At 41.2% G+C, this 24,178-nt stretch carries 20 protein-coding genes; 16 read left to right on the top strand and 4 right to left on the bottom strand.

Annotation, left to right across the window (positions count from 1 at the left end; all coding sequences use genetic code 11):
• The first annotated feature begins 85 nt into the window (after positions 1-85).
• The 12 genes from MHN02_RS15225 (at position 86) to MHN02_RS15170 (ending at position 15,303) form a co-directional block, all read left to right on the top strand.
• Positions 86-1,510, top strand: coding sequence for a deoxyribodipyrimidine photo-lyase (locus MHN02_RS15225; RefSeq protein WP_039227696.1), 1,425 nt, complete (start codon positions 86-88; stop codon positions 1,508-1,510).
• A gap of 3 nt (positions 1,511-1,513) precedes the next feature.
• Positions 1,514-3,052 carry a cryptochrome/photolyase family protein gene (locus tag MHN02_RS15220; RefSeq protein WP_239247180.1) on the top strand — a complete coding sequence of 513 codons (1,539 nt, stop codon included), beginning with the start codon at positions 1,514-1,516 and terminating at the stop codon, positions 3,050-3,052.
• Complete coding sequence (locus MHN02_RS15215; protein WP_014949565.1) at positions 3,039-3,191, top strand: DUF2256 domain-containing protein; 153 nt, start codon at positions 3,039-3,041, stop codon at positions 3,189-3,191. Before MHN02_RS15220 ends, MHN02_RS15215 begins: the two co-directional genes overlap by 14 nt.
• Before the next feature lie 163 nt (positions 3,192-3,354).
• On the top strand, positions 3,355-4,731 hold the full coding sequence (locus MHN02_RS15210; protein ID WP_239247177.1) for an MATE family efflux transporter: 1,377 nt from the start codon (positions 3,355-3,357) through the stop codon (positions 4,729-4,731).
• An 80-nt stretch (positions 4,732-4,811) separates the two neighbouring features.
• The gene (locus MHN02_RS15205; RefSeq protein ID WP_239247174.1) at positions 4,812-6,704 is read left to right on the top strand and encodes an IucA/IucC family protein; all 1,893 of its coding nucleotides are present in this window, start codon (positions 4,812-4,814) and stop codon (positions 6,702-6,704) included.
• Positions 6,694-8,508 carry an IucA/IucC family protein gene (locus tag MHN02_RS15200; RefSeq protein WP_239247171.1) on the top strand — a complete coding sequence of 605 codons (1,815 nt, stop codon included), beginning with the start codon at positions 6,694-6,696 and terminating at the stop codon, positions 8,506-8,508. The genes MHN02_RS15205 and MHN02_RS15200 overlap by 11 nt, the downstream gene beginning before the upstream one ends.
• Complete coding sequence (locus MHN02_RS15195) at positions 8,501-9,805, top strand: AMP-binding protein (RefSeq protein ID WP_239247168.1); 1,305 nt, start codon at positions 8,501-8,503, stop codon at positions 9,803-9,805. The genes MHN02_RS15200 and MHN02_RS15195 overlap by 8 nt, the downstream gene beginning before the upstream one ends.
• 74 nt (positions 9,806-9,879) lie before the next feature.
• Positions 9,880-11,133, top strand: a complete 1,254-nt coding sequence (locus tag MHN02_RS15190) for a DUF6005 family protein (RefSeq protein ID WP_239247165.1) — start codon at positions 9,880-9,882, stop codon at positions 11,131-11,133.
• A complete protein-coding gene (locus MHN02_RS15185; RefSeq protein ID WP_239247162.1) occupies positions 11,130-11,975 on the top strand; it encodes a sugar phosphate isomerase/epimerase family protein in 846 nt (281 codons plus the stop codon). Before MHN02_RS15190 ends, MHN02_RS15185 begins: the two co-directional genes overlap by 4 nt.
• A 38-nt stretch (positions 11,976-12,013) precedes the next feature.
• On the top strand, positions 12,014-12,349 hold the full coding sequence (locus MHN02_RS15180) for a hypothetical protein (RefSeq protein WP_239247159.1): 336 nt from the start codon (positions 12,014-12,016) through the stop codon (positions 12,347-12,349).
• A gap of 246 nt (positions 12,350-12,595) precedes the next feature.
• Entirely contained in the window at positions 12,596-14,137 is a 1,542-nt protein-coding gene (locus MHN02_RS15175) for a PepSY-associated TM helix domain-containing protein (RefSeq protein ID WP_239247156.1), read from the top strand.
• 44 nt (positions 14,138-14,181) lie between these two features.
• Entirely contained in the window at positions 14,182-15,303 is a 1,122-nt protein-coding gene (locus tag MHN02_RS15170) for a heparan-alpha-glucosaminide N-acetyltransferase domain-containing protein (RefSeq protein ID WP_239247154.1), read from the top strand.
• A 19-nt stretch (positions 15,304-15,322) separates the two neighbouring features.
• On the opposite strand, the gene MHN02_RS15165 is transcribed toward MHN02_RS15170, so the two are convergent.
• Positions 15,323-16,696 carry a sensor histidine kinase gene (locus MHN02_RS15165; RefSeq protein ID WP_239247151.1) on the bottom strand — a complete coding sequence of 458 codons (1,374 nt, stop codon included), beginning with the start codon at positions 16,694-16,696 and terminating at the stop codon, positions 15,323-15,325.
• Positions 16,693-17,382, bottom strand: coding sequence for a response regulator transcription factor (locus tag MHN02_RS15160; protein ID WP_239247148.1), 690 nt, complete (start codon positions 17,380-17,382; stop codon positions 16,693-16,695). The genes MHN02_RS15165 and MHN02_RS15160 overlap by 4 nt, the downstream gene beginning before the upstream one ends.
• Positions 17,383-17,542: 160 nt before the next feature.
• Here MHN02_RS15160 and MHN02_RS15155 point away from each other — a divergent pair, with 160 nt between their 5' ends.
• The 3 genes from MHN02_RS15155 to MHN02_RS15145 all read left to right on the top strand — a co-directional run bounded on the left by MHN02_RS15155 (position 17,543) and on the right by MHN02_RS15145 (position 22,348).
• The gene (locus MHN02_RS15155) at positions 17,543-18,847 is read left to right on the top strand and encodes a DUF2254 domain-containing protein (protein WP_239247145.1); all 1,305 of its coding nucleotides are present in this window, start codon (positions 17,543-17,545) and stop codon (positions 18,845-18,847) included.
• A gap of 1,749 nt (positions 18,848-20,596) precedes the next feature.
• Positions 20,597-21,793, top strand: coding sequence for a tyrosine-type recombinase/integrase (locus tag MHN02_RS15150; protein WP_239247142.1), 1,197 nt, complete (start codon positions 20,597-20,599; stop codon positions 21,791-21,793).
• Between the two features lie 204 nt (positions 21,794-21,997).
• Positions 21,998-22,348: a hypothetical protein gene (locus MHN02_RS15145; RefSeq protein ID WP_014949580.1), complete on the top strand. Its 351-nt coding sequence runs from the start codon at positions 21,998-22,000 to the stop codon at positions 22,346-22,348.
• 38 nt (positions 22,349-22,386) lie between these two features.
• Here MHN02_RS15145 and MHN02_RS15140 read toward each other — a convergent pair whose 3' ends face one another.
• Positions 22,387-22,743 carry a diacylglycerol kinase gene (locus MHN02_RS15140; protein ID WP_014976618.1) on the bottom strand — a complete coding sequence of 119 codons (357 nt, stop codon included), beginning with the start codon at positions 22,741-22,743 and terminating at the stop codon, positions 22,387-22,389.
• A gap of 125 nt (positions 22,744-22,868) precedes the next feature.
• Entirely contained in the window at positions 22,869-23,291 is a 423-nt protein-coding gene (locus MHN02_RS15135; RefSeq protein WP_014949582.1) for a universal stress protein, read from the bottom strand.
• 203 nt (positions 23,292-23,494) lie between these two features.
• On the opposite strand from MHN02_RS15135, the gene MHN02_RS15130 reads away from it, so the two are divergent.
• Positions 23,495-23,971, top strand: coding sequence for a c-type cytochrome (locus tag MHN02_RS15130; RefSeq protein ID WP_239247139.1), 477 nt, complete (start codon positions 23,495-23,497; stop codon positions 23,969-23,971).
• Positions 23,972-24,178 lie beyond the last annotated feature (207 nt).

Below are 24,178 nucleotides of genomic sequence, written 5' to 3'. Positions count from 1 at the left end.
TTCTACGGATCCTGAATCCGAGTTTTATCGTAGTACATGCAATACGAATAATATTAAGATTTGGCGCAATGCCTGAGGAAAAAAAGTGACCGTTCCCGTTAGTATAATGTGGTTCAGACAAGACCTTCGTGTAAAAGACAATCCGGCCTTAAACGCTGCCTGTGATATGGGAAAAATAGTACCCATTTACATATATGATGACACTGCACCTAATGGCAGAGAGCCTGGGGGGGCAAGTAAATGGTGGCTGCATCATTCACTCTCGTCGCTCAATAAACGCTTGAACGGACATTTACAAATATTTAAGGGTGACCCACAGACACTTATTCCAAAGTTAATGAAGTCATTTAACGCTAAAGGTATTTTTTGGAATCGGTGCTATGAGCCATGGCAAATAAACCGCGATAAAACGATCAAGAAAACCTTAATCGAGCATGATTATGAAGCCCATAGCTGTAACGGCAGCTTACTATGGGAGCCAATGAAAGTATTGAAGAAAGACGGTACACCGTATCGCGTATTTACACCCTACTACAAGAAGGGCTGCCTGCAGGTTGAAGAGCCTCGTTATCCCAAAGCACCACCCGCACGTATTACTTATGCGGATGTCGACAACGACAGCGATGGATTAACATCGCTAGATTTACTCCCTTCCATCAACTGGGATGCAACCATTGAAAAAGAGTGGTCACCAGGCGAAGACGGCGCCGCTGATAATTTAGCTGACTTTATTGAAAATTCAGCACGTAAATACAAAGACGGCAGAGACATACCGTCAGCCAATGGGACATCGCGTTTGTCGCCGCATTTACACTTTGGTGAAGTGTCTCCAAATCAAGTTTGGTATGCGATAAAAGACAAGTTTGGAAATAGTGAAGACAAAAGCATTGAAACCTACTTGAGTGAGCTAGGTTGGCGCGAGTTCAGCTATTATTTGCTGTTCCATTTTCCTACTTTGCCTAATAAGAACTTCAACGAAAAGTTCGATAAGTTTCCTTGGCGCACAGATGCGAAAGCGCTCAAAGCGTGGCAAAAGGGAAATACAGGCATTCCTATCGTAGACGCTGGCATGCGCGAACTGTGGCAAACGGGCTACATGCATAATCGAGTTCGCATGATTGTGGGCTCGTTTTTAGTGAAAAATCTATTACTCAGTTGGCATGAAGGCGAGCGATGGTTTTGGGATACATTGTTGGATGCCGACCTTGCGAGTAACAGTGCTAGTTGGCAATGGGTTGCGGGTTCTGGCGCTGATGCTGCGCCTTACTTCAGAATATTTAACCCAATACTACAAGGCGAAAAATTTGATAAAAAGGGCAACTATGTGCGTAAGTATTGCCCTGAATTGAAAAAGCTGTCAGACAAGTATATCCATAAGCCATGGGAAGCCCCTTCGGCGATATTGAAAGATGCAGGTATAGAACTTGGTAAGGAATACCCAAAACCTATTGTTGATTTAAAAGCATCGCGTCAACGCGCGCTAGACGCATTCCAAACATTAAAAGAGTAGGGTATGGCAGCACTTATTTTAGTTTTAGGCGGTCAGCTTACCGAGACGTTGCCAGCAATTGCCAATGCAGTAAAAAGCAAAGACACAATTTTGATGGCGGAAGTACGTGAAGAAGCCACCTACGTTAAGCACCATAAGAAGAAGATAGCGTTTTTGTTTAGCGCAATGCGTCATTTTGCCAAAGCGTTGCGAGAAGACAATTTTAACGTTAACTATGTTCATTATAGCGACAAAAACAATCAGGGCGATTTGCTCGCTCAGGTTAAGCATGAACTTAACGGAAATGATTTTGACGAAGTAAAGGTGACTATGCCCGGAGAGTACCGCTTACTCAAAAGCATGGAGCAATGGGAAAACGTGCTTGGCATACCCGTTAGTATATGTGATGACAATCGCTTTTTATCGTCCCCACAAGAATTTACGGACTGGGCTGAAGGCAAGAAACAACTTCGAATGGAGTTTTTTTACCGTGAGATGCGTCGCAAACACAACGTGCTCATGGAAGGAAAAAATCCCATTGGCGGTAAGTGGAATTACGATGCCCAGAATCGCGAAGCAATGCCTGAAACCCAGAGAGTACCGAAGCATTCTACGTTTGAGATTGATGACATTACTTCGAAAGTTATCGAGCTCGTAAAAAGTGAGTTTAGCGATCATTTTGGCGATATCAATAACTTCCACTTTGCGGTAACTCGAAAAGACGCACTCAGCGTATTGAATACTTTTATAGAAGAAAGATTACCTAACTTTGGTCAGTATCAAGACGCCATGGTGGAAGGCAAGCCTTGGCTTTACCATTCACATATCGCGTTTTATCTGAACTGCGGTTTATTGACGCCAAAAGAAGCCATTCATGCAGCCGAGCAAGCTTACCATGCAGGGCAAGTTCCACTGAATTCTGCTGAAGGGTTCATTCGCCAGATTCTGGGCTGGCGGGAGTATGTCAGAGGGTTCTACTGGCACTTTATGCCAAATCTAAAAACTGATAACTACTTCAATAACAGCCGCGCATTGCCCTCGTTCTTTTGGGACGCCCAGACGAATATGAACTGCATGCGCCAGTGTATTAAAGAAACGCAGCAGAACGCTTATGCCCACCACATACAAAGATTGATGGTTATTGGTAATTTTAGTCTTTTAACTGAACTTAGCCCTGAGGAAGTGCAGGCATGGTATCTGTTAGTGTATGCCGACGCATATGAATGGGTTGAACTTCCTAATGTTGCAGGCATGATTTTGTATAGCGATGGAGGTAACCTAGCAAGTAAGCCCTACGTCGCAAGCGGAAGCTACATCAACAAGATGAGCAATTACTGCAAAAATTGCGGATACCAAGTTTCTAAAAAGACCGGACCAAAAGCGTGCCCGTTTAACTACTTATACTGGCACTTTATTGACAAACACAAGGAAAAATTGAGCAACAATCACCGCATGGCCATGATCTATAAAACCTACGGGCGAATGAAAGAAGAAAATATCGAAACTATGAAGCAAGATGCCTCAACATTCCTGGCTAAGCTAACGAAAAATGAAGAAGTCTGATTTACCCACCAAAATTTGTCCGGTTTGTCAAAGACCATTTACTTGGCGCAAAAAATGGGAAAAGAACTGGGAAAATGTACGTTATTGCTCAAAACGTTGCGCTTCATCAAAAAAGTCAAAACATCAAGAGCCTTGCTGACACAAAGCGAAAGCGCAGGTAATGAATTCATACCGTGAAAAATATTAACCCTTACCAAGACGACAAAGTAACAATGCGTTAACAAGTGTGACAAATGTAACCTTAATTGATTGCGCCACATAACAAACTTAGGATTGCGTTATATTAATTTAGAGAAGTTGTAATGTCACTTTCTACAAAAGATGCAATCTTACACAACCCATTGATCGGCACTTTTTTTAAGCAAGCTTTCTTATCGCTCATAGGGCTTGTTGCTTTAACGACTGCAAGTCTAGTCGATGGTATCTTTATAGGACAATATGTCGGTGCATCTGGGTTAGCCGCAGTTTCATTACTATTACCCTACATCACCTTTCTGGTCGCTCTCTCGTTAATGCTAGCCATTGGGGGAAGCGTATCGATTGGTACTTTTATGGGGAAGGGCGACACAAAATCTGCCAGTGCGCTATTTACACAAATAATCGTTGTTGCTGTAACGCTTAATATTATGTTGGCAGTGCTAAGCTTCGTTGCAGAGCCTTTTCTATTCTGGCTTCTACACATTCCGTCCGATGTCGTACCGTTGACTAGAGAGTATTTGTCAGTAATCCGATGGGTCTTCATTTTTCAATTTTCTACGATGGTGTTTTACTATCTTGTCCGTGCAGACGGTTACACAAAGCTTGCAACTATTGCATTAGCATTGGGTGCAGTGACAAATATTTTACTCGACACTTTATTAGTGGCGTACTTGGGATACGGTATTAAAGGCGCAGCTTATGCAACGGCTGCTGCTCAAATTGTGCAGCTCTCTGTACTACTTCTTTATTTTGCTGACAAAAATCGTGCAATAACCTTTTCGACATTTAATAAGCCATGGCGTCGTGTATTCAGAGCCGTAAAAAATGGATTATCTGAGTTTACTAATGAAATTTCTGTGGGTGTTCTTTTTCTTGTAATTAACACTCTGCTCGTTATCAATTCTGGCAGCATTGGCGTTGCGGCATATAGTGTAGTTAACTACTTTATCTTTTTAAGTATTATGCTTAGTTTCGGTATAGCAGATGCGCTTCACCTGCTCGTCAGCTACAACCGCGGAGCGAGCCACACGTCACGTGTCAATGCTTTCCTGCTTATAGCGCTAACTACAGCATTCATAGCAGGGCTAATATTGACGGTTTGTTTACTGTGGTTTAATCATGTTTTTGTGGCGCTTTTTATCGAGCCTTCCCAACAGCAAGCTACTAAATACGCGCACACCATCATTTTGTATGTTTGGCCACTGTTTCTTGTAAATGGCTGTAACGTACTGCTCAGTGTATTTTTGACTGCAATTGAAAAACCATTACATTCCGCTGTCATAGCGTTAGGTAGAAGTATTTTATTCCCTGTTAGTTTCCTAGTATTGCTATTTCACTTCACGCCATCACACCTGGCTAATGAAGGCAATGACATCAACATTTCCTTCCTTGTTGCGCTGCCTGCGGCTGAATGGGTGACCTTTTTACTCGCAGTGGTTTTTGTTTATAAACATTACTACCTAAAAAATACCCACATGTAACAAATGTAAAATTTATTGCTAATGAGAACCATTCTCACTAGATTGACCCGGTAATTTGCTCATCTTAAAAGGGTCTGTACATGACTTCAGTAGCTAAGAAACAAGCTAATATCGCGTCGTTTCAAGCGTTTTTTAATGCTTATATTAAAGAAATCGATTCCGGTGTTTGGCACACAAAAGAAGACTGGGTAATTCGGACAGGAATACAGTTACAACCAAACGACAACTATGCCGTAGAGCTATATTTAACCTCTACTAATACTCGACTTTCAATATCAGCATCCTACCGCTCTACAGTAGGTCGTCATGCATTCACAGCAGTTTTCAAGCAACTCCCCAATAGTTTTCAATGGGAAGAAGTATCACTAATGAACGCTATTTTGTTGCTTATTGACGAAATATACAGTGGTAGCAAAGAGAGCCATGAGCCAAATGATGCAGTCGACGAGCAGAGTTTAGAGCTTTACGCCAGAACAATCGAGAGCCATCAGATTATGGCGCTTTACTTAGAAAACCGTGCTGGCGATCCCGATCTCGCAAGTAATAAGTTTATTGATTCTGAACAAGCTATACTTTTTGGTCATTGGTTACACCCTACGCCAAAGTCAAGACAGGGCATGCACCGATGGCAGCATGAACTTTTTACCCCAGAGCTTAAAAGCCAATTTAGACTGCATTATTTTGCTGCCAAGCAGGATATCACTCTTTCTAATAGTGCTGAGTCCATTTCAGCCTTTGAGATACTAGAAGATATTGTTTTAAGCGATGGCAAAGATTCTACAAAAACACTTATCGAAAAACTTAGAAAAGACAATTTAAAGCTGCTGGCTCTGCATCCGCTTCAAGCGGATTGGTTGTGCGCTAAGCCTCACATTCAAGATCTGCTCAACAAAGGTGAGTTGATTCAATTGGGCGAATTAGGGCCTCTATTTACACCTACGTCTTCCGTCAGAACGTTGTATAACGCCGAGCTTAATTACATGGTTAAGCTATCGATACCAGTAAAAGTAACGAATTCGTTGCGAAAGAACATGCACCATGAGTTAGAGGCCGGAGTAACACTTTGTCGACTGCTTCAACGATGCGGCTTTTCAAGGCTTTATCCTAAATTCAAGTTCATCGACGACCCGGCTTATATTTCATTGAACGCTGGCGCCTCAAAAGAAAGTGGGTTTGAGTTGATACTCAGAAAAAATCCATTTAACTCAAAAAATGAAATCACAGGGCTTGGCGGAACGCAATCTATAGCCGCCTTGGTACAAGAGCCACTTGTACCAGGAACTTACTCGCGACTTGCCAAAATAATCCATATGTTAGCCCAGAAAGAAGGCGAGGAATGTGCTGATGTCGCGCTAACTTGGTTTGATAATTACCTAGACTGTGCAATTGAGCCAGCAATCAGACTTTTTGACCAGTGTGGTATAGCGTTAGAGGCGCACCAGCAAAATTCGCTTCTGGATTTAAGCGAAGGTTACCCAACTGCTTACTTTTATCGTGATAACCAAGGGTTTTATTTGTCAAAAGAAAGACAGCAAATTCTTGAGACTATGGAACCGCGACTCGCTCAGTGCGATGACCTGTTCTACGGTGAACAAATGATAATTAATCGCTTCACATACTACTTATTCTTTAATCAATTATTCGCTGTCATCAATCGCCTAGGTGCCGATCAACTTGTTCAAGAAGGTACGCTACTTCAAAAAGTGTACACTAGGCTAAATTCCATTCTTCCCACTTTAGGTTCGTTGGGCACAGCATTCGTCACATCGGTATTGGGGCGAGAAAAACTGCCTTTCAAGGCCAATCTTCTGACTCGCGTTGAAGACGTGGATGAGTTAGAAGCCGAAGACGAGCTAGCTGTTTATGTCTGGGTAACCAACCCGTTTAAAAGCGTTGCGGTTCGAAGTGACACGCCATCGCTCGTTTGTAAACAAGCGAGTGAATTAGAAGAGGTGATTGCTGATGCTTGCTAGTTGCACTTTAGACACTACCGAAGAGCATCTCAGCGTGCTTACAGGAACAAGGGGAAAAGTATCGTGTAAAAACGAGAAACGCGTTGTCCGACAATTAATTGAAGCGCTTATCTTCGAAGGCTTAATTGATTTCTGTTTTGAAGATGGACTTTTCACATTTCAAGTGGGCGACAATTTTGTAACAGCTAATGGTAAACAGACGCTTTTCAGTCGGGTTCGTCTAGATGCCAATTCTATTAAGATAAACGGTGACCCTCTTACGTTATCTGACGCAGCGAAGATTATCCATACGCTTCCTTGCAGCAAAGAAAGACAAAATAAGCTAGTCGAAGAGTTAAAACATACACTGTTACTTTGCCGCTGGAATCAACAAAACCTGCTACAACTCTCAAGTAGACGAGCACTGAGCTATATTCGCTTAGAATCTGCTCTGATTGAGGGCCACCCGTACCATCCATGCTTTAAATCAAGAAGTGGCTTTAGCATTGAAGACCACGAAAAATATGGGCCTGAAGCAAGCAATACGTTTAAGCTTCATTGGCTTGCAGTAAAGCGTGAATACTTGTCCGTAAATTTCAACGGTGAAGTTGAGCAAAGTTTTTGGAAAAGAGAGCTAGGCCAATCTACCTATAAAAATCTGTCTGACAGCTTACGTAAACACGGCGGGGATAACCTACGTTACTGTTTTTTACCGGTTCATCCGTGGCAATATAACAAGCTAAAGCCTTCTCTTGAAAAACCGTTATCAAACGGTGACGTTTATTCTCTGGGCTTAGCTGGAGACGATTATCAAGCCAGTATTTCATTAAGAACCTTGCTCAATACAAGTAACGTTAACAAAGCGAGCGTCAAACTGCCGCTCAATATCGTCAACACGTCCTCTTTGCGCACTATTGAACCTCATTCAGTTTGTACTGCGCCACATATTTCAAATTGGTTGACTAACCTAATAGCCGAAGATGAATGGCTACAAAGCCGTGATGCGCTATCTATACAAAGTGAATACGCGGGCATTGCGCTAAAGCAATCAGCGGATAGTGGAGAAAATGGCAGTTGGGCTGATGATTTATCCCCAAGCCTTAGTGTTATCTTTCGCGATGCCAGTGTACTGAACGAACCGAATTATCAAACTGTACCATTCCCCGTACTTGCAAGTACTGAAGTTGACGGAAAGCCTTTCGTGGCGCATTGGATTGAGAAACATGGAGTAGAAAAATGGCTAGAAGCGCTTTTTAACACGGTTGTTCTTGCCGTCTGGCATTTATTGATTCATCACGGTATAGCCATTGAGGCACATGCTCAGAATACGTCCGTTGTACTGAAAGATGGATTACCTGTGAAAGTCATTCTGCGGGACTTTCACGAAAGTTTAGAGTTCGTGCCTGACTTTCTTTCGAACAAAAGTAACGTACCAGAATTCGATAAGATTAATCCAGAGTATGTTAACGCACCTGCCAATCTTTATTACTGGATGGAAGACGTCGAAGCCTTGCGAGAGCTATTTGTCGATACCGTGTTCGTCTATAACCTGACCGAGCTGTCGTTTCTTTTCTCTGAGCAGAACTATTGTGATGAGAACACTTTTTGGTCAAAGGTATTTAGTGTCTTACGTTCCTACAACGATAGTGGTGTGACGCCACATAGCCGAATTAACCGTCTCAATATATTTGAAACACAGGTTATTACTGAGTCGCTTTTGAAGAAAAAACTCTACGCAAGCAATGCGCATGAAGAGTTCCACCATACCATTACAAACCCTTTAGCAAAATTTGCCAAAGATACCTGCGGAGAATCGTATGCTTAGTATTGACGATAATGTCCTCTCAGCCCAAGACATCAGCTCGAAATTTAAAATCTTTTCAAACGCACCCTATCTGAGCTCAAAAAAGGGTAGTGTGGCTGTGTGCATAGAAAGCGTCAGCGACTGGCTTTCACTGTGTTTTTACGCGAAGGAAGCGGGCCTTACCGTGATGCCAATTCATGCCAGTACGCCAGAAAAACTAGCGAAAAAATACGCGGAAAATGCCGGTTGCTATGCCCTCATTTACCAAACTCTAAACAATGTAATTATATTCCCTAAAAACGAAAAGCCTGATAATACTCCAGGATTAATTCAAATGAGTTCTGGAACCACTGGTGCACCAAAGAGCATAAAACGGTCTTGGCGTAGTATCGATCAAGAGGTGTCTGCTTATGTTGCACATTTCAGTGCACCCAATTCAATGACTCCGGTGATTGCTTGCCCTGTTACTCATTCTTACGGGCTCATATGCGGTATATTCGTTGGCCTTGCCAGAGGCAAGCACCCCAGAATTTTTACCAGTATAAATCCTAAACATTTGCTAAAAGCATTGCTCAAACTTGAGCAACCATTGCTGTATTCGTCACCGTTAATGATAGATACCGTATGTATGCTATGGCCCAAGACAAGCAAACTTCACGCGGTAATGACCTCTGGCACACTCATGTCAGGACCTGTCTTTGAGCGAGCCAAATCAAAAGTGGAACATTTTTATCAGCAGTATGGATGTTCTGAGGCCGGGTGCGTTGCAATAAGTAAAACCTTTGAAAGCACAAATGTAATAGGCGAAGTCCTTCCTCACCTTAGCGTTAAAGCAGGCAGCAGCCAAACCGCTCCCAGTGAAATAGTTATCAAAATTAAACAACCGCTTGATGGACAATCGGCCGAAATTTATACCAATGATCTCGGTTATTTTGAAGACAAAGATGGTGTGCACCAACTTTGCTTCGTTGCGCGCCAAGACGATACCATTATTGTATCGGGGCTTAATGTGTACCCCAAAGACGTGGAAGACGTTGTGCTTAGTCACCCTGACATTGACGATGCCGTTTTATTTAAAGTACAGGACAGAAGTACAGGCTATCGAGCTTATCTTCAATTTTGCGCGCCACATCGTTATTCGAATGAAGATAAGGGCGCATTGCGAAGTTGGTGCCACAAGCAACTAGCCACATATCAGGTGCCGTTCGATTTCATACAGGTTGATGCGATCAAGCGCTTACCCAATGGGAAAGTAAATCGCAACGAAATTGCAAAGAATTTCCAGTTAGAAGCAGAAACAACAGCAGCTACAGCCTAGAGTACGTTATGAATTCAGAGTCCTTATTAAACACAATTGAACACGTGCTGGCACATGACATGGAATGCAAGCACATGCAAAAATTTTCTCCACGAGCTCGTTTAAACGAAGATCTCTATATTGATTCAGTGTTGCTTATGCAGTTGCTTATCCATTTAGAGTTGAATCACGATATTGAAATACCAGAAAGTGCAATATCTCAGGAGGATGTTAATACTGTCGAGACCCTTGCTCACTTCATTTTATCTTATCAGCAAACCAACAACATTGAGGTAAGTGATAGTGTAGATGAAGTGCCTTTCGAAGACATTAAAGTCCACTGTTTTGTAAGCTGTTTGTGTGAATGTATAAAAGCATCGCCCAAAGTCGATCATCGTCCTTTTTATTTTGGTGTGTGGGACGCGGAGGTAGTCGTCAATAAAGACCACATGCTTGCCTATCACGACGAGTCTATTAGCCACGACTTTTTTATTCAATGGTATAAGGAAATTTATGGCGTAGAGGTTTCCTCTTGGTATAACAATGAACAGACGAAAGCTCAGAACATTGCCAATTTGGAAAGGTTGCTCAATGACGCAACGCCTTCCCAAAACATCATGGTAATGCTAGATATGTACTTATTACCTGAGCGAGAAAATAAGTTTAACCAGAATCCTTTCCCTCACTATGTAATGCTAAAGAAGACGGAAGATACGGAACGGTGGCTTATGATGGACCCAGACTTCAGGTGGGAAGGAGAGGTTAAGCGTAAGGATGTTCTCAACGCTATTTCATCACCATATGTTGCGGGGGGCTACGTATTTGATAGTAATCATATAACGCATTCTTCTCTGCAAGCTATTTCCAGTTATTTCGATGCTACATTTTTCCCTGAACACAACGTGTTAACGGATGCAATCCGGAAAGTCATTGTAGCTCATCAACAAAAACCTGCTGATAGAGCATTGCTGGGTAATGCCCTTAAGCAAATCCCCGTTCTTGCAATTAGGAAATACGCCTATGAACATGGCTTTGCTTATTTCTGGAGAGATATTGGATTTCCAGAAGTAACATTCGAGCTCTGGTGTGATGAAATAGAAAAGCTGGTTTCTACATACAAAGCAATACAATACCGAGCGATCAAGCTCTCTGAATTAGCTAAAGAGAATCAAGACACATTACCGTTGTTTGATGAACTTTTCGCATTACTCAATGAGCAAGATACCACGGAGAGAAAAATTAAATGTAAGCTTCAAACTGTGTACCAAGACTGGCTAGTTTTTCACAACCTTCAAGATAAAAAAGCTAACAATACCGTGGGCGTAGAAAACTTGGAGGCCGCCGTATGAATCTTTCAGTATGCACTATCACTTTTAGGCACCAACTTATCTCAATCGCTGAAATTGCAAAATGGTCTGTGGCAAATGGTTTTCAGGGGATCGAATTATGGGGTGCACATGCTACGAATTTAGAAGACCAACCCGAGTATGGGAAAGAGTGGCTCTCAAGCTACGCGTTGAAAACATCCATGCTAAGCGATTATTTGCCACTTTTTGAAGGGAACGACGCTTTGTATTTTAAGGTTCATCGCCTTTGTCGTTTGGCTAAACACTGGGGGGCAACCAAGATTCGCACATTTGCTGGCAACGAAGGCAGCGCAGCCATACCAGAAGACCGAAAAAACCTGCTTTTCGAGCGGTTACAACTTGTTTGTGATTGGCTTAGCGACTATGGGCTTAACTTAGTTATCGAAACACACCCTAACACTTACGCTGACTCGGTGGGTTCTACCATCGAATTGTTTGAAAAAGTTAACAAAGACAATTTGCAACTAAATTACGATGTGTTGCATGTATGGGAATCTGGCGCTGACATTATTTCCTCTTGTGAACGACTCGCTCCATATATAAATCATTTTCACTTTAAAAACATAAGTAGCAGTAACCACTTAAGTGTGTTTGCTCCAGACAATGTGTATGCCGCAGCAGGCTCGCGAGAAGGCATGGTTCCCATTTTCGACGGTGCGGTAGATTATCAAGGGTTTATTGAATATCTGTACTCGAAACCATCTCTGCGAAATATTGACTCATCACTCGAGTGGTTTGGGAACAATTGCAAGAATATCCTCAGTCAAGACAGATATAAATTACAGAAAATGAGCCAGGCCGCGACAACCGCTCAAGCCATTTAAGTATAACTGCAGAAATATATACAAAAGGACTTGTCGATATGTTTTCGATTTCAAATGTTCTCGCTTTACAAGCCATTTTCTGGGGATGTACAGCGCTTTATTTTTCGTCTGATCACCAAAGAACGTTCGCTCAATCAATGCCAAAGGCTTTAGGCAACACGCTTTTTGTTGCCACTATCGTGCTGGCGGCCTTTCTTCTAGGAATGCAATACAACGCTTGGGCAATGATCTTTTCTACGATTACCATGATTATTTTTAATTTAGCGCTAGTGACGTTTACGGGGGCACACGAAAATCGTCCTTTAAGGCTACTTGCATATGGAACAGGCGCTAACGTTGCATTAGCGCTCATAGGAGGGGTTTATGTGGCGTAAAACCTATCTGTCCTTTCTAATTGGATTACTACTTAGCACAAGCATCATTTTGAATCTTAACCACTTTTTACCATTCGATGTAGATGTCAAATTGCTGGTGGGTTACATACTTGGATTTTTGATTTGGGCGGGGTTAATGAGTTACTTTTTCTGTTTCGAAAAGACTAAAAAGCCAGCGCTTCAATGCCTTTCCGTTTTGACTTTTTCACTTGTGCTTAATGTACTAATTAAATTAGGAGTAGTTGCATGAAAGCCAGCGTGATTCGTTCAGCCTTGGAAGGTCACGGATGGATAGGGCTATTTATTTCCATTCCGCTATTCATCGTTTTTTGGGCAGGCTCTCTTACTTTGTTTTACCCGGAAATCAAAGCATGGTCTGTTCTACCTCATACAGAATATCGTTCAGTCTCGGACCAGCTGCCACTTAACAACATATTGGACACAGTGTTTTCAGAATATGATGTGAATACGCAACAAAGAATGTTTGTAGTCCTTCCAACTGAAACAATGCCTCTATACGAGCTTCATCTTCCAGTAAATGAAACCCCGTCGGCTAAAAATGCACTGACTTCAATTTATGTTGATCCGGTTAATGGAGAAACGGTAGCGTCTATAGACAGTTTTCACTTAGCTGATTTTCTCTATGGCCTCCATATTGACCTGAATTTGCCACTGGGTGACCACATTGTCGGTATTGTGACCCTGTTTTTTACCGTTGTCATTTTCACTGGGCTAGTCGTTCAGTTCAAAAAGCTGATCACGCACTTTTTCTACTATCGAGGTGGCAACACTACACTTCGATATCAACTTACAGACATGCATAACGTAGTAGGGGTCATGAGCTTACCCTATACATTCATGTACGCGCTTACCGGTCTAATGTTTAATTTAGGTTTGATTTCTCAGATTGTGACACTCTTGTTTATCTACGATGGAGACAGGACTGCGCTGCTAAACGATACAGGGTTTCCAAGAGTAACCGAATCTTACACTGGCATTGAAAGAGAAATGCCAGACCTAAATACCCTTATAACTTCGTGGGAAGAGAAAGAGAATGCAAAAGCTTCCTCCCTCAGGCTTACAAACTATGGTGATGAAAACGCGCTAATTCGTATTATTGGGCAACATAGATCGAACTTTTCGCAACGGATAGATATGACTTACCGTGTGCGTGAAAATGAATTTTCAGCAGATTTAAATCCCGCTGAAAGAAATGCCTTCGCCGATGGGACACGTTTTCTGTACGCACTGCATTTTGGGCACTTCGCAGGCGTCGATATAAGAATTGTTTTCTTCGTACTCGGACTGGGTGTATGCGGCTTAATTGTTGTTGGCAATATGTTGTGGCTTACTAAGTTTCAAAATAATCGCAGTATTTCTAGTCGCTTTAAACACAGCATATTTGCACTTACATTAGGTGGATGTGCTGGCATCGTGCCGGCGACAGCGTTTGCGTTTTTACTCGAGAGAGTGCTTGGTACAGATTTAAATAACAGGTCGTTTATTGTTGAAACTGCTTTCTTTGCGGTCTATGCCATATCGATCATAGGCGCGTTTTTCACTAAGCATGTACATTTAGCGATAAGCCGAACAGCACTGGCAAGCGGTCTCATTCTTGCGCTTTTATCCCTTATTGAGGCACTTGGCCATAACCAAGCAATAATCCAATTTCTAAATAATGGCTACACCGGGCCTTTTTCAATTTCCTTCGTCTCTTTTGCTTTTGCCTGCCTGTTATTTTGGTTGGGTATAAAGTTTTCTGAGAAAGATGAAAAGAGCAAAGAATAGCAACATCAAACATTTAAAAGACAAAATAAAAACAAGTGAAAACTATGAAACTATTTTATGTACCTAGTCACTTTGGCACGCCAAGTATTAACAGGCAGAAAACTTTTGACGTAGCAAAAGGTGTTGCTGTTTTACTCATGGTTATGATCCATGTATTAGACTTTTATGGCTTACCTGAAGTGCGGTTTAGTGCATTTGGAGCCACGGTAAAATTCGCATTGGGTTGGCCAGCAGCATCAATGTTCGTCTTTATCATGGGGATTTTTGTTGGCCTATCTCCATCATCGACACTGAAAGCGGATATCAAACGAGCAATATCTCTGTTTGTATTAGGTTACGCACTAAATTTTGTTCGCGGAACCATTCCCATGTGGCTTTCGATTAAAATTGGGCTCGTCACGTACCAAGATGTTGCTCCACACACTCCGCTGAGTGAATTTTTAATTGGTGATGTCTTTCAATTCGCAGGTATAGCGCTTCTCCTTTGTACAGGATTGAAACATGCAACCAATAAAATCTCTATTTGGATCGGCACGGCTATTGCCATTGCGTTTTTATCACACAGCGTCTGGGATAAGTACACGTCATTACCTATACTCAATGAATTTTTGAAGCTTTTTGTAGGAAACGAAGAAGCGGGAGTTATGTTTCCTATTTTTCCTTGGGCGGCATACCCAATTGCTGGTATGGCATTTGGTCGCTTCTTAAAGCAACAAAATAAAGGCACGTTAAACTTTATTTGGTGCCTTAAATTAGGCGTAGTTTGTGTAATCCTCGGTACAGGGCTCACGCTCACTAACCCTGAATATCACATTGTAACAAACCTAAGAAGCGGTCCTGGCATTGTTCTTTTAATGACAGGTATCGTGATGCTTTTTATTTACACCACTCACATACTCGTTGAACGCTTTAAGCAAAACTATGTGGTTACACTATTCGCTTTCTGGGGTAAAAACGTCACCGCACTATATGTTTTACAATGGATATTAATTGGATGGGGGCTAATGCTCGTTGGGCTGCAACAACTTACAATGACATATACTTTGGTAGCCATGATAGTTGTTTTAACGGCCTGTCACTATCTAGTATTACCTTGGCATGAATATAAGTCTAAGAGTAGTAAAGCGTCAAAGCCTCATGTTTCTGCCGTTCCTTTGAAGCCTTGAATATAACGTTTGTATAACGCTACCTTTTCGGTAGCGTTATATCAATTTGTAAACCTCCAACGCCTGCTGAGTCAGCTATCAAGTGATTAAACGCTTTAATTTTTCCTCCAACAGCGGTTATTTGCCGCTGCGCTAGCGCCAGTCCTAAACCAAACCCTCCCCGTTTTTGCCCAACAACATGAAGGCCATGAGACTTATCTACTCTAAAAAAAGGCTTGAAAATATCGCTAAGCATGCTTTCTGGAACACCATCTCCAAAGTCCAGGACGGAAAGCATATAGACATCTTCATTTTGCTTTAGCGTTACAACAACACCGCTATTCTCTGGCGTATATTTAAGCGCATTCCGGATAATGTTCTCTATCGCTTGGCCGAGGGCTTGTTGACTACTCTTATCAATTACCGCGTTGTTAGGTAATTCGACATTTAGTCTTGTTTCGGAATACTCGAAAGCTGCATCGTCGCAAATAACCTGAATCAATTCAGCAAGGTCAAAAGTCTCGGTGTTAAGTACAGGCGATTCATTGTTAAGCCAAGCAAGTGTCAATGTATCTTCGACTAATGCCCGCATATTGTTGGATTCGTAGCGAAGCCGAGTTAACGTATCACTGTCATTGATACCATTTTCAATAGTATCGATGGCCATATCCATACGCGTTAGCGGGGTTCTTAATTCATGAGACAGATCGGATAAAAGTTCTCTCTGGTTGTAAATTAATTTTCCAATTCGTGTGGCCATGCCGTCAAATGTTACGGATAAGTTGAAGAGCTCATCGCTTCTATTGCTAAATGATTTACTAACGCGCACATCAAACTGCCCTTGACTGAAAGCTTTCGTGGCATGCTCTAACTTTCTTAATGGCACCATTACGTGCCTGTAAAGCACTAAACTCACTACACACAGAACGACAAAAGGCAGTGCGACCTTGAGCAAAATATCCACAAAGGTGAGATAAACACCCGGTCTCATTCGCTGGGGTAATTGGATTAATAGATGTGATTTCTCATCTAAGAAAGGAACCTCCATGATAGGGTTATATTCAAAGTAGAGGTGAATTTTCCATTCCACGCTGCGGCCTATTCTAAATTCATCAATGTACTTTTGAGGAATGACGCTTCCCGCAATAGGTTGAATGTTTGACTTTACTACTGCTGCCCATGTTTTTTCTTTATCTTGAAATTCATGAAGCCAGTTCGATAAACCCAATTCACCTTCTTTTCGGTAAATTAAATCAGCCTCTTTGCCATATTCAACGAGTTCACGCTGATGCTCTACTGATAGGTGACTCATTGTTGTTTCTGTATGTGCTGACAACCAATCAATAACCCAAATAAGAATAACCGTCCCTAAAGCTATAGTGACCAATAGCTTTCTCAATAACACTTTTTTCATGAGAATAAGTAGCCTTTGCCGTGCTGGGTTGCTAGACGAGTAGGGGACATTCCAGCTTCGATAAGTTTCTTTCGCACTCGGGACATGTGCATATCTAAGCTTCGGTCGTACCGGCTGAAACTTCTTTCCAGAACAGTTTGATAAAGTAATGGTTTGCTTAAAACCTCATTCTGATTTTCAAGCAGAACCCACAGAAGCTTAAACTGAGTCGACGTTAAATCTAGTGCTTTACCAGCAAAATTGGCCTTCAGGTTTCTTCGGTCAAGTGTTATTTCGTCAACGACGATCGAGTTTCTCGTTACTTCATTTGATTTTACATTTAGAGAGCGACGCAATAATGCTTCAATACGAAGCATCATTTCCACAAAACTAAACGGCTTTGGCATGTAGTCATCTGCACCGTTACTATAGCCTTTTATACGCTCTTGTTCGGCACCACATGCAGTAACCATGATGACAGGAGTTTGTTTCCGTTTGCGAAGTTGGCTTAACAGCGAAAAACCATTTAGGTTAGGAAGCAATACATCTAAAAGAATAAGGTCGAACCTTTCACGAAGTGCAGTCACCAGACCTTGATTGCCGTCGTGGCATTGATGTACTTCGAAGCCTCGGTCTTTTAGCAAGGCAGCGATTTGTTTATTAAGAGTAATATCATCTTCAATGATAAGAATTTTTGTAGCGTCCATATTGATAACCCTAAAACTGTTTTAACCAATTTTAATGATATTGATTATCATTATCAATGAGGTTTTGTGCTAAGGCGGAGCCTGCTAATTGAGTTGGGACAAATCAGAAAACACCTAACTGCCGTATTAAGTGAAATAAAGTTAATAAAAAGAGAAGAATGTGGAAGCACCGATTACCGTAGATAGACTGCGATTCCTTTTATACAGTGTTAAAGAAAAGCTTTGGGTAAAACCTCTTGGCTTTTGTTTGCTCTCAATCTTTGCTGTATTCGTCGCGAAAGTAGCAGACGGGACTTCATTGGCTGAGCATATTCCTGAAATAAAACCCGAATCAGTTGAAACACTGCTTTCAATAATGGCATCTAGCATGATGGTGATCGCCACGTTTTCTGCAGGTACCATGGTTAATGCTTATGCTTCGGCCAGTCAGTCGTCAACGCCGCGTTCTCTAAGCCTTATAATATCCGATGATGTATCACAAAATGCACTGTCAGTTTTCATAGGCGCATTTATCTATAGTGCTGTAGCGCTTACTGCAATGACTCAAGCTTTTTTCGATGAAGCCGGGCTTTTCATTTTATTTTGTCTAACCTGTCTGGCTTTTTCGATAGTTATTTTAACTTTTATCCGGTGGGTAGACAGCGTTGCACGATTAGGGCGAGTGGGGTCAACGTTATTAAAAGTGGAGCACGCCACGACACGCGCAATTAAAAATAGAATAGATATGCCGTGCTTAGGCGCAGTACCACAAGAGCAAATAAAAGAGCAGGGGACGCATGCCATTTATACTAAACAAGTGGGCTATATTCAGCTTATAGACATTGCCAAACTGCAACACTGGGCTAATAAAAACGACGGTTTTATCAATGTTGCCATGTTACCCGGTGAGTTTGTCTCACCAGAGCGTGCCATAGCTTATTCGAATAAAAAGGTAGTATCAGATGAAATTGTTGACGCATTTACTATAGGTGAAGCCAGGTCCTTTGAGGCTGATCCTCGCTTTGGCTTTATCGTACTAGCCGAAATTGCATCTCGTGCATTATCCCCATCGGTTAATGACCATGGTACTGCAATAAATACCATTAGCAGCATTACACGCCTTATGTTGTTGTGGCACAAGCCCAAATCCGAAACTGAAACCGAAAACTCACAAAACGATAGCGCTCAGCATGAGGAGTTTAAATATGACCGCATTTCATTGCCTGCGTTAAATGTGAATGATCTATTTGACGATGCTTACACCAGCATTGCCCGTGATGGTGCTGCTAATATTGAAGTTGCTATCCGAATACAAAAGTCACTAAAAACAATTAAAGCGTGCTTTAAAGATGGAGATACAAGCATAGAAAGAGATTTTGTTGAGGCGGCGTCTAAGTTAGCGAAGCAAAGTTACGAACGTGCAAAGTTGGCATTGGATTACGAAGACGATATTAAGCGAATTGAGCGCGTTTATAATGATAACTAAACGTGTAAGTTATTACTGCCAGAAACACTGCTAAGAATGCTGCTAAAAATGCTTAAAGTAAACAGTTAGCCAGTCTATATAATCTCTGTATACCACAAACCATGTAATCTACGTAAATGATCGATCGAGTTTCTTTTTGTAGTTATTCAGATTAAATCTAATTAACTACAACTCAGATAAACACAGCAACATTTTAAATAGCTAAAAATCCACATTTAATAAATTAAAGTCTAGTAGAAAAATACAAAGACTGCGTCTTTCTGTTTGTTAGTTATACCCATAATTAATCAAAAAACTAACGTGACGCTACGTGAATAAAAATACATTTTGCGAGGTGTAGCGCTACAGATTTCACGTAGCGCACGATTTATAAATTCCATGTCTAAATCCAAAGTTCATAGCAACTTTCAATAAAAACCACTGACACAATTGAAGCAAGTGCGGTAACGCCGAGGCACAAAAATAGCTGCCACGCATAAAAGTCTGTAAGTAATCACAGCCAACAAAACATCCGAATAGAGTGACATCTTCGCCCTAATCGTCCATACACCTAATTACGCATAATGTATATTATGTTAAATAGAATATCAAAATTGATGGTGAATGAGCCAGATGGAGCTTTGCAAGGTGCTTTACGCTATCCTTCTCGTAATATTTAGGTATTCGTAAGGTTTAATGACAACTAGCACAGATAAATAATAGACTTAATCATGTTCCTAAAAACATTTATCAGGCTTTAGTCTTCTTTACTTTAAATAATGAATGCACAGCTTGTAATATTAATTACTAGCTCAAATAACCAAAGGCTTAACGCTGATGAATTAAATAAAGGATCCTAATTATTTCTAAGATAAGACGACTAGCTATAGTTAAGGTTTTTCTAACATTTAGCGTTACATGTAATAATTACGGCCCTTAAAACTCATTTATTGATTGCTCTTAATTTTAAATACCATCAATTTATACTTCTTATTAAATTAAACATCGTGTATGGAGACCGTTCGTTGTTTTAAAGTTGGGTGGCGTGGATAGCACGTAGAATTAATAATTATCGACGCGATGTTTATTGAATTCATATCTGCGTAGACGTCGTTTATTCGGCAACGTACCGTATCCACGTCTTATTATCGTCGTACTGTAGTCGACATTAGATAGGCGCTCTATGAAAAGCGTATAAAAAGCAAAGGTAATAACTTCTAGGTTATCGCCTATTCCGCTTTTGTAACGTTTATTTTTAACTCGTTTGGTTTTGAAAAATGTGCGATTAGCCAGCAAACATGTTGGAAGTAAATCATGTGAAGTACTTCTTTAATAAATAAGCTCTTAGGGTGTTTTTTCATCACTTTTCAGCTTGTTTTTTAGGCGTCGCTACGTGAAATCTGAGCGCGCATTCGGGGTATGACCTTGCAGATTTCACGTAGCGCACGATTTGAATTACACAAAAAACGTACTCTCTCAGCAGGCCACAAGCCTTATCTCGCGATATGGTTTGGAATAATTACGAGATAGGCCAACAATTGACGGCATTGAAACACCCAAACTGTTTATATATACAGTAATGTGATAGAGTAGCACTGTACTTGAGATTACAATAGTAAAGCGGTTTGTGGAGTGATGAATGGATTAGTGCGTAACTTCACGCATGATAATTACAGTTATCATGCGTGAATATTGTTATATATCAATAGCTTATCAAGCTCTGTTAAATCTAGCATAATAGTCACAATAATGTCTTGACCAGGTTGCTCAATGCCCTCAAAAACTAATAGCTCATACTTGCTCACAACTCAATTAGTTAACAGCAACAGTGATAGCAGCTCACAGCCACAAGACTCAAGTAGCGCGACGGTTCCAGCTTTTGGTATCGAGTACTCTCGTGATAAGCAGCACACGTCAGGTTCTGACGACCTAACAACAAGTCAATGTTCATCTTCTGATAAAAACGTTGAAAGCTATTATCAAGATATTTTTACCAAGCTTCCATACAACACACAACGGGCATACATTAGTGACTACAATGAGTTCGCAATTTTTTGTAAGCAAGCTGGATTAAGTGGCTTTAAGAACCACTTCGAACACAATGAGATCTGCATTAAACAATATGTTGAAGCGTTGTGTCGTTCTCCCCTAGCCTATAGAACCATTAAGCGTCGGTTATCTGCCCTTAGTAAATTTTTGGGCGTGGCTAAATTGCCAAACCCCATTATTAGATCTGCGTATCTAAGAGACTTTATCCGTTTATCGCTTATAGAGAATAGAAAGTTTCGCTTGTCTCACAAACAAGCGGTTCCGCTTACCATAGATATGCTTGAACAAATAAACAATGCAATTATTCCTGATTCTTTATTAGAACTCCGCGACCTTGCAATCATTAACCTGATGTTTGATGCATTGCTTCGCGCTGATGAATTAGTTCGAGTTTGCATCGAGGATATATCTGCGCGTAATAACACCCTGTTGGTTGTTTCTTCGAAAAGCGACCAGTCTGGTCAGGGTCAATATCGCTATGTTTCTTCCAGCACTATATCTATGGTTCAAGAGTATATTAACGAAGCTAATCTTGACCCAAAAACTAAAGCAATCCGCCTTTCTTCAGATTTACGCGGCCTGCACAAAGGCGTTTTGTTTAGACGACTAACAAACCATAAAACAGCACTTTTGCCATTTGATGAGAACATTCCCAGCCATAAGGCAAATGTACTTAACTATTCGAGTGTCTACAGGATTTGGCAAGGTATTGCTCAACGCGCAGGTATTAGCGAAAACATTACCCCTCATAGTGGTCGTGTTGGTGGTGCAGTTTCTCTAGCCGAAGATGGCGCATCTTTACCCGAGCTTCAACTGGCTGGAGGTTGGCAATCACCGGAAATGCCTGGGCATTATACAAAACAGGCTAACGTAAAGCGTGGTGGAATGGCAAAATTGTCGGCAAAACGAAAAAGATAAAGCTCATTAAATACAGTAACTTAATCAATGCACAGTTACGCGTAACCAACGACATCAGTAACAATGTCTAACTCACCTACTCTCTTCATTCTTTTACCAATCTGAAACTGTATAACTCGCGTATCAAAAGGTAAATTTGCCTTAAACCTATATTAATGAATAGGTTTTCTAAGTTGGCAAACATTCAAGTAAAAGGAGTGATATATGAGTAGCGGTATTGATACAAAGCATGGAAAATTACTCGCGGAAATGGTGGTTCCCTCGTCGTCATGGAATGTCCAACCCGAGAAGCAAGACCCTTTCAAGTCACAAGAAGCAGCACTAGATTATTTAAACTCAAATAATGAGCCGTTATATCTCCACGTGCCATTAGCTCAATCTGATGATTACGTGAGAATCTGCGTAACTTCACGAGGCGATGATGTTGTTTTTACGATAAAAGATATCAATAACGGTGGTGAAACTTCATTGCATTATTCGCACATTAAAAACTTAGATAGCACAATTAGAACCTTAGTATCAGAATGTTGTGACCAGAAAATCAAAGCCCTATAAATTAGGGCTTTCTTTCCGCCTAAAAATCGCAAATTGCACTACCAAAGAATGCTAATCCACGTAAAGCCAGCCATCATTAGGCTAATGAACACTGCTGCAGAGCCGATATCTTTAGCTCGCCCTATTAATAAATGGATGTCTGTGCTGACATGATCACAGAGTTTCTCAATAGCGGTGTTGAGTAGCTCAGTGATAAGCACAATCAGTAAAGATATCACCAGCAATATACGTTCTACATGCGTAACGTCGATGAAAAACGCTACAGGTGTCATTATCAATATTGCGAAAATTTCTTGTCTGACCGCAGCTTCACTTAAAAAGGCTGCTCGAAGCCCCTTAAGTGAATAGTAAGTGGCATAGAGTACGCGTAAAATACCTGTCCGTTTCGTTATCATGATAAGTAATTTTAAGATTAGTTACAGCCTTACAAAACGTAACTGACCTTCGTTACATCTACATGACGGCGAAGGTATTTATCATGAATATTTAAAGCATTTTCGACGCTAATCGCCGCATTAATTTATACTTTCACAGCTAGCACGTCTGTTTTAACACCATGTAGTACTGCATTGGCCGTTGACCCAAGTAACAAACGAAGACCGCTCTGGCCATGGGTGCCGACAACAATGAGATCTGCATTAATCTTTTCGGCCATATGGTGAATCTCATCAGCAGGAGAACCTATCTCTACATTGATGTGGCTGTAAGGTATATCATGTTTTGCGGCAACGTCTTTTAATTGCCTTAATGCCTGCTCTCTTACTTCCTCTGAAAAATCCCGTTCTAAAAATAGTCCGTAAGGCTCTACATTGGTTTGTGGATAAGCAACATACAGGAGGTGAATTTTGTGACTATTGCCCGCTATTGCAATGGCTTTCTCCACCACTAATTCGTAGTCAGAATAAATATCTATAGGTACTAAAATTGTCTCGTAACCTTGCATTGTGGCTGTCCTCAATTTTTGTTAGGTAGCAGTGCTTTTCTACCATACCGTTAACTAATTCCATTAAATAGTAGTGCTATACAAATAATTATTCTTTGAGCTAGGTCAATGATTAGTCTGCAGCCTCATTCATAATCAGTGTATACACATTAGTTCTAGCGAACGTTACGCATCTTTACCGTAAAAGAAAGAGGGAAATGAGTATGAAAACGGCAATAGTTGTTATAGCAACGCTTCTCCTTTTCGCCTGTGACCAGGGCGCGCAGTCACCTCGCGGCTTTAGCTTGCCCGAAGGCAATATGGAAAAAGGCTATTTGGTATTTAAAAAGTATCAGTGCCAAGACTGTCACAGAATTGCAGGAGAAAAAGAGTCCGACAATGCGCAATACCTAGTCGTGAAGCCTATTCCGTTGGGAGGCAGCAGTGGAAGAATTAAAACTTATGCAGAGTTGGTGACAAGTATTATTAACCCATCACATAAACTTACTCCTCGACAGCCTGCCAGTTTCACCAGCGAAGACGGTGTGTCATTAATGCGAGTAGTAAACGACGAGCTAACCGTTTCCGAACTAATAGATTTAGTGGCGTATCTTCAGCCTAAATATAAAGTAACACCCTACAGGACTAGTGATTACCGCCTCTATCAACTGCGTATTCCAAGTGAGCAATCTAAAGATTAACTCGCAGTTTTAGGCATTAAAAATCGTTAAGCGTGACTCCACAATCGGTATTTGGGGTTTTGCGCCCATTCCCTCGAAATCGGCATTAGGAATTAAAACATTGAGTCGGTTATGATTATGAAAAAATAATCAGGACTATATGCCATCGCTGCTGAACAAACAAAACGCATTCAAATACTCACGTCGTTTGAAGTCAAAGAACTTTAT

This window comes from Alteromonas sp. CNT1-28 (assembly GCF_022348345.1).
GTDB classification, from domain to species: Bacteria; Pseudomonadota; Gammaproteobacteria; order Enterobacterales; family Alteromonadaceae; genus Alteromonas; species Alteromonas macleodii.
This window is presented reverse-complemented; position numbering and strand designations above follow the sequence as displayed.

What these genes read in the sequence shown, in the direction of transcription:
- MHN02_RS15145 (WP_014949580.1), top strand. Translation starts at nt 21,998, where the DNA reads ATGAGTAGCGGTATTGATACAAAGCATGGAAAATTACTCGCGGAAATG.
- MHN02_RS15165 (WP_239247151.1), bottom strand. Translation starts at nt 16,696, where the DNA reads ATGAAAAAAGTGTTATTGAGAAAGCTATTGGTCACTATAGCTTTAGGG.
- MHN02_RS15130 (WP_239247139.1), top strand. Translation starts at nt 23,495, where the DNA reads ATGAAAACGGCAATAGTTGTTATAGCAACGCTTCTCCTTTTCGCCTGT.
- MHN02_RS15180 (WP_239247159.1), top strand. Translation starts at nt 12,014, where the DNA reads ATGTTTTCGATTTCAAATGTTCTCGCTTTACAAGCCATTTTCTGGGGA.
- MHN02_RS15135 (WP_014949582.1), bottom strand. Translation starts at nt 23,291, where the DNA reads ATGCAAGGTTACGAGACAATTTTAGTACCTATAGATATTTATTCTGAC.
- MHN02_RS15150 (WP_239247142.1), top strand. Translation starts at nt 20,597, where the DNA reads ATGCCCTCAAAAACTAATAGCTCATACTTGCTCACAACTCAATTAGTT.
- MHN02_RS15175 (WP_239247156.1), top strand. Translation starts at nt 12,596, where the DNA reads ATGAAAGCCAGCGTGATTCGTTCAGCCTTGGAAGGTCACGGATGGATA.
- MHN02_RS15210 (WP_239247177.1), top strand. Translation starts at nt 3,355, where the DNA reads ATGTCACTTTCTACAAAAGATGCAATCTTACACAACCCATTGATCGGC.
- MHN02_RS15220 (WP_239247180.1), top strand. Translation starts at nt 1,514, where the DNA reads ATGGCAGCACTTATTTTAGTTTTAGGCGGTCAGCTTACCGAGACGTTG.
- MHN02_RS15215 (WP_014949565.1), top strand. Translation starts at nt 3,039, where the DNA reads ATGAAGAAGTCTGATTTACCCACCAAAATTTGTCCGGTTTGTCAAAGA.
- MHN02_RS15140 (WP_014976618.1), bottom strand. Translation starts at nt 22,743, where the DNA reads ATGATAACGAAACGGACAGGTATTTTACGCGTACTCTATGCCACTTAC.
- MHN02_RS15185 (WP_239247162.1), top strand. Translation starts at nt 11,130, where the DNA reads ATGAATCTTTCAGTATGCACTATCACTTTTAGGCACCAACTTATCTCA.
- MHN02_RS15205 (WP_239247174.1), top strand. Translation starts at nt 4,812, where the DNA reads ATGACTTCAGTAGCTAAGAAACAAGCTAATATCGCGTCGTTTCAAGCG.
- MHN02_RS15170 (WP_239247154.1), top strand. Translation starts at nt 14,182, where the DNA reads ATGAAACTATTTTATGTACCTAGTCACTTTGGCACGCCAAGTATTAAC.
- MHN02_RS15160 (WP_239247148.1), bottom strand. Translation starts at nt 17,382, where the DNA reads ATGGACGCTACAAAAATTCTTATCATTGAAGATGATATTACTCTTAAT.
- MHN02_RS15195 (WP_239247168.1), top strand. Translation starts at nt 8,501, where the DNA reads ATGCTTAGTATTGACGATAATGTCCTCTCAGCCCAAGACATCAGCTCG.
- MHN02_RS15190 (WP_239247165.1), top strand. Translation starts at nt 9,880, where the DNA reads ATGCAAAAATTTTCTCCACGAGCTCGTTTAAACGAAGATCTCTATATT.
- MHN02_RS15200 (WP_239247171.1), top strand. Translation starts at nt 6,694, where the DNA reads ATGCTTGCTAGTTGCACTTTAGACACTACCGAAGAGCATCTCAGCGTG.